Origin of the sequence: Sphingomonas sp. Leaf25 (genome assembly GCF_001421635.1) — a bacterium.
Taxonomy (GTDB): Bacteria; Pseudomonadota; Alphaproteobacteria; order Sphingomonadales; family Sphingomonadaceae; genus Sphingomonas.
Window position 1 is genome coordinate 655050 of record NZ_LMKU01000033.1, and the last position, 4195, is coordinate 659244.

Below are 4195 nucleotides of genomic sequence, written 5' to 3' on the forward strand. Positions count from 1 at the left end.
CCCAACCCCTCCCTTGTCAGGGAGGGGAGCAGTTTCGGCGGTGTTCCGGTTGAATGTCGGACTGGCCTAGTATTGCTGAATGACGCCCAAGAAGGCGTCGCCGTACGCTTGCAGCTTCTTCTCGCCGATGCCGGTGATGCGACGCAGGCCACCGATCGTCTGCGGGCGGTCCGCCGCCATTTCGCGCAGCACCGAATCGTGGAAGATGACATAGGGTGGCACGCTTGCCTCCTGCGCCAGTTCGCGGCGCTTGGCGCGCAGCGCCTCGAACAGCGGATCGCCCGAGGGGTTGGGGGTGGTATCGCCCCGGCGGCGGCGTTCGCGTTTCGGCGGCACGATCAGCGAGAGCGTGTCGCCCCCTTTGAGCAACCCGCGCGCGGCGGGGCCGAATTCGAGGCCGCCATGGTCGTTGGCGCGCAGCGCGTCGCGCAGTTGCAGCGCGCGGCCGACGGGTTTGAGCAGCGCGACCTCATCGCCATCGACGATGTTCCAGACCGAGAGGTTTTCATGCCCGTTGGTCATGCTGCGTTCGGTCGACTGGCCGGTCAGCACCTGTTCGATATAGGTCGCGCCGAACATCATGCCGGTGCGGAACACGGCCGAGAGATATTTCTGCGCGACCTGCGTCGCGTCGACCGCATTGGGCGGGGTCAGGCAATTGTCGCAATTGCCGCAAGTTTCGGGTGGCGACTCGCCGAAATGGCGCAGCAGGATCGCGCGGCGGCACCCCGCCGTCTCGACCAGTGCGCCCAGCGCGTTCAGCCGCTGGCGTTCGCCCGGCTGGCGCGACGGTTCGACCTCGCCGATGCGCTGGCGGGCGCGGGCGAAGTCGTCGGCACCCCAGAACAGGTGCGCGACCGCCGGATCGCCGTCGCGGCCCGCGCGGCCGGTTTCCTGATAATAGGCCTCGATCGATTTGGGCAGGCCGGCGTGGGCGACGAAGCGAACGTCGGGCTTGTCGATGCCCATGCCGAAGGCGATGGTGGCGACCATCACCATATCCTCGGACGCGACGAATTCATGCTGGTTGCGCTGGCGCACGGCGGGGTCGAGCCCGGCGTGATAGACGCGGACCGGGCGGCCGGTCTTGGCGAGCGCTTCGGCGAGGCGTTCGGTGCCGGCGCGCGACTGGACATAGACGATGCCGGGGCCGGGGGTGGCGGCGATCACGTCGGCGATCTGGCGCGTGCCCTGATCGCGCGGGGAGATGTGATAGCGGATGTTGGGCCGGTCGAAGCCGGCGACGATCAGCCCCTCCTGCGGAATGCCGAGCTGGTCGAGGATGTCGGCGCGGGTATGCGCGTCGGCAGTGGCGGTGAGCGCGAGGCGGGGGACATCGGGAAACTGGTCGAACAACGGGCGCAGCAGGCGGTAGTCGGGGCGGAAGTCGTGGCCCCATTCGCTGACGCAATGCGCCTCGTCGATCGCGAACAGCGACAGGTTGCCGCGCGACAGTAACTCGCGGAAATCGCTGCCCGAGGCGCGCTCGGGCGCGACGTAGAGCAGGTCCAGCTCGCCGTCGAGGAAGCGGCCGCGCGTCTCGGCGCGGTTGTCGTCGGCCGAGGTCAGCGTCGCGGCGCGGATGCCGACGGCGGTGGCGGCGCGCAACTGGTCGTGCATCAGCGCGATCAGCGGCGAGACGACGACGCAGGTGCCGGGCAACATTTGCGCGGGCAATTGATAGGTCAGCGACTTGCCGGCACCGGTCGGCATGACGGCGAGGGTGCGCTGTCCGCCAAGCACGCGGTCGACCACCTGCCGCTGGACGCCGCGAAAGTCGGGAAAGCCGAAGGTCGATTGCAATACGGGGATCGGGTCGAGCGCCATCGGGCTGCACGTAGGGATGCGGGAGCTGGGCGTCGAGGGGGAAGGCTATCCTGTGCGTGTCGCGCGCCAGCCTTCGCCGGTGATGCTCGCCTCGCCGACCTGCCCGGTGTAGCTGCGGCCGCCGGCGGTGAAGCGCAGCGTGGTTCCGCGCAGCGATCCGGTGAGCGCGGTGCCGCCCATGGTGCCGGTCACGTCCTGAAACCGCTGGTCGAGGGTGAGCGGCATGGTGGTGCCGTCGGCCAGCGTCGCCTGCCATTCGCCCCCGGCTACTGCCGGGACGATCCACAGATAGACGCGGCGGTCGCCGACCAGCCGTTCGCCATCGGCACGCCAGTCGCCCATGTCGAAGGCATGGGTGACGATGCGGGTGCCGGGTTTGAGTTCGGTCAACAGGCGCGGGCGCAGCGCGAGGTTGATGCGCGGCAACAGGTACATCGTGACGACGTTGGCCTGCGCCAGCGGCACGTCGAACAGGTTCGCGCGGGAGAATCGCGCCCTGTCCGCCAGCGAGACGAGCGCGGCGTTGCGCCGGGCGCGCTCGACCAGCGCGGCGTCGATCTCCACGCCGCTGGCGGTGGCCCCGCGCTTCGCCGCCGCGAGGACGATGCGACCGTCGCCCGAGCCGAGGTCGATCAGCGTGTCGCCGGCCTTCACCTGCCCCAAGTCGAGCATCGCGTCGACCACCGGTTCGGGGGTGGGTACATAGGGCACGTCATAGTCGGGCTCGCGCGCGGCGATGCCGGTGCCGGCGAGGATATGCCCCATGCCGTCGCCATGCGCGTTGCAACCGGTCAGCAGCAGCGCGAGCAGGGCGACGCGGACGTGCCTCACCGGGCGGCCAGCCATGCGGCGGTTTCGCGCGGATGGGTGACGGGGAGCATATGGCCGCCGGGCATCAGCGTGAGCTGTGCGCCGGGAATGGCCTGCGCGGTGTCGGCCCCTTGCGCGGCGGGATCGAGCAGGTGATCGTCGGCCCCGTACAATATCGCGACCGGCAGGGTGATGTCGGCATAGCGCGGCACCATGGACGTCAGCGCGCGATTGGCGTCCCCGATCTCGAACGCACCGGCTTCATAGGCCGAGGGGCGCAGCGTCAGCAGTCCGCCGCCGCGCGTGCCGAAGTCGGCCGGTACCGGATCGGGCGCGAAAATCTGGTTGGCGACCGCCATCCCGGTCAGGGTGGTGAGCGGCGTGCCGATCGTCCATGCGGCAAGACCGCGCAAGGGCGCGGGCGGGACCTTGCCACGGAACACCGGCGGCATCGCCTGCACCGGCCGGGTGAGCGGGGCGATGAGCGCGAGCCCACGCACCTTGCTTGCGTGGTTGAGCGCCAGCGCGAGTGCGACCGCGCCGCCCATCGAATGGCCGACGAGCAGCGGGCGGTCGAGCCCGAGCGCATCGATCGCGTCGGCGATCATCCGCGCCTGCGTCTCGATCGGCGGCGGGGTGCCCTCGACGGTCGAATGACCCCAGCCGGGGCGATCGATCAGGATCATGCGATGGTCGCCGCCGATCGCCTGCGTCAACGCGTAGGAGAAATTGCGGAGCTGGCCGTACAGCCCGTGGATCATGACCAGCGTGGGGCCGGTGCCGCCGGTATCGACATAATGGAGCCGCGCGCCGGGCACATCGACGAAATCGCCATCGGGCGGAACCATCGCATCGGCGGTCGCGGCGGCAATGGCGGTCCATCCGACCAGCGCGCCGCCGATCAGGGCGGTGGTGGTCAGCGTCTTTCGCAGGCGATCGTTCATGCGTTGGTCCTCCGGCGTCGCAGCGGGATACGCTTGGGGGGTAGGAAGGGTCCTTTTTGGTTTATGCCGGTTGGTGGATTGGGTCACGCGAAGGCGCGAAGAAGGTTGGTTCACGCGGAGGCGCGGAGACGCGGAGGAAGAAGAAAGATTTTTTCGCGCAGAGGCGCAGAGGCGCAGAGGCGCGGAGAGGGATCGGACGCGGCAGCGTCTCTCGATCCACGAAGCGACATGGTGCAGCGCCATTCGGCGCGGGGCGATCGTGGGCCGCAACCCCTCCGCGCCTCCGCGTGAACCCAAACTTCTTCGCGCCCGTCGCGCCTTCGCGTGAAACCCTTCAAGCCTCCGCCAGCGCCGCCTCGCGTTCGGCGGCCTGGCGTGCCCACATCTCCGCATAGACCCCGCCCGATCGCAGCAGGTCGCCGTGCGATCCGCTTTCGACGACGCGGCCGGCCTCCAGCACGACGATGCGGTCGGCGTGGACCACGGTCGACAGGCGGTGGGCGATGACGATCGTGGTGCGGCCGCGCTCGATGCGGGCCAGCGTTTCGAGGATGTCGGCCTCCGTCCGGCTGTCGAGCGCGCTGGTCGCTTCGTCGAGGATCAGGACCGGCGGG

The 4195-nt window shown here is 69.5% G+C and carries 3 protein-coding genes and 1 pseudogene; all 4 read right to left on the bottom strand.

The genetic code is table 11. The features are described 5' to 3' along the window. Nucleotides 1-66: 66 nt before the first annotated feature. Nucleotides 67-1827: a DNA helicase RecQ gene (gene recQ / locus ASE78_RS17930; protein ID WP_056499067.1), complete on the bottom strand. Its 1761-nt coding sequence runs from the start codon at nucleotides 1825-1827 to the stop codon at nucleotides 67-69. Between the two features lie 45 nt (nucleotides 1828-1872). Next, the gene (locus tag ASE78_RS17935; RefSeq protein WP_056499070.1) at nucleotides 1873-2673 is read right to left on the bottom strand and encodes an SAM-dependent methyltransferase; all 801 of its coding nucleotides are present in this window, start codon (nucleotides 2671-2673) and stop codon (nucleotides 1873-1875) included. Then, the gene (locus tag ASE78_RS17940; protein ID WP_056499074.1) at nucleotides 2655-3581 is read right to left on the bottom strand and encodes an alpha/beta fold hydrolase; all 927 of its coding nucleotides are present in this window, start codon (nucleotides 3579-3581) and stop codon (nucleotides 2655-2657) included. The genes ASE78_RS17935 and ASE78_RS17940 overlap by 19 nt, the downstream gene beginning before the upstream one ends. A 334-nt stretch (nucleotides 3582-3915) precedes the next feature. Then, a pseudogene (locus ASE78_RS19740) lies at nucleotides 3916-4195 on the bottom strand (metal ABC transporter permease); the annotation flags it as partial.

Coding starts and splice junctions, on each gene's coding strand:
- ASE78_RS17935 (WP_056499070.1), bottom strand. CDS start 2,673: ATGGCTGGCCGCCCGGTGAGGCACGTCCGCGTCGCCCTGCTCGCGCTG.
- recQ (WP_056499067.1), bottom strand. CDS start 1,827: ATGGCGCTCGACCCGATCCCCGTATTGCAATCGACCTTCGGCTTTCCC.
- ASE78_RS17940 (WP_056499074.1), bottom strand. CDS start 3,581: ATGAACGATCGCCTGCGAAAGACGCTGACCACCACCGCCCTGATCGGC.